The organism is Aurantimicrobium sp. (assembly GCF_036667855.1).
Taxonomy (GTDB): domain Bacteria; phylum Actinomycetota; class Actinomycetes; order Actinomycetales; family Microbacteriaceae; genus Aurantimicrobium.
Window position 1 is genome coordinate 1 of the sequence record NZ_JAVWTF010000056.1, and the last position, 574, is coordinate 574.

Consider the following 574-nt stretch of genomic DNA (forward strand, 5'->3'; position numbering starts at 1 on the left):
ACGACCGTTCCCGCCTATTACTCATACTTCAACTTCATTCAGACCAGCAAGGTTGGATACGGTGCAGCAATTTCTACCGTCCTCGCCATTTTGCTGATCATCATGTCGTTGGTCATTTTCCGTTACCAGAACAAGCAGGGGGAAAACCGATGAGCACCGCAATCATGGTTGAAAACACCCTCAACCCAGAATCTCGCAAGGCACAAAAAGTCAGCAAAAAGGGCAAGGGTGGCTTTAACAAGCGCACACCTGTCTCGTGGCTCGTTGTTGCATTCATGTTGGCCAGCGCATTGGCCTGGATTTCTCCGCTGTACTTGGCTTTTGTTAACTCCGTCAAGACTCCTGAGGAATACACCACTACCGGTCCTCTGACTCTTCCCAGTGAAATTAGCTTTGAAGGAATCATTCACTTCTGGGAGAAAGCAGACTTCACTCTGAAGCTCTGGAACTCCTTCCAGATCAGCTTCTGGGTAGCGATTTTGGGTGTGGCTCTGAGCTTCTTCACCGCATACGCAATTGGTATCGGTCGCGTCAAGGGTCGTTTCTGGATCTTGGGTCTGTTCCTGGTCGCTTT

1 pseudogene is annotated in these 574 nt (G+C 49.7%); it reads left to right on the forward strand.

Annotated elements, in window-relative coordinates:
* Positions 1-149: 149 nt before the first annotated feature.
* Positions 150-574 (forward strand): annotated as a pseudogene (locus tag RR877_RS09060) (carbohydrate ABC transporter permease); the annotation flags it as partial.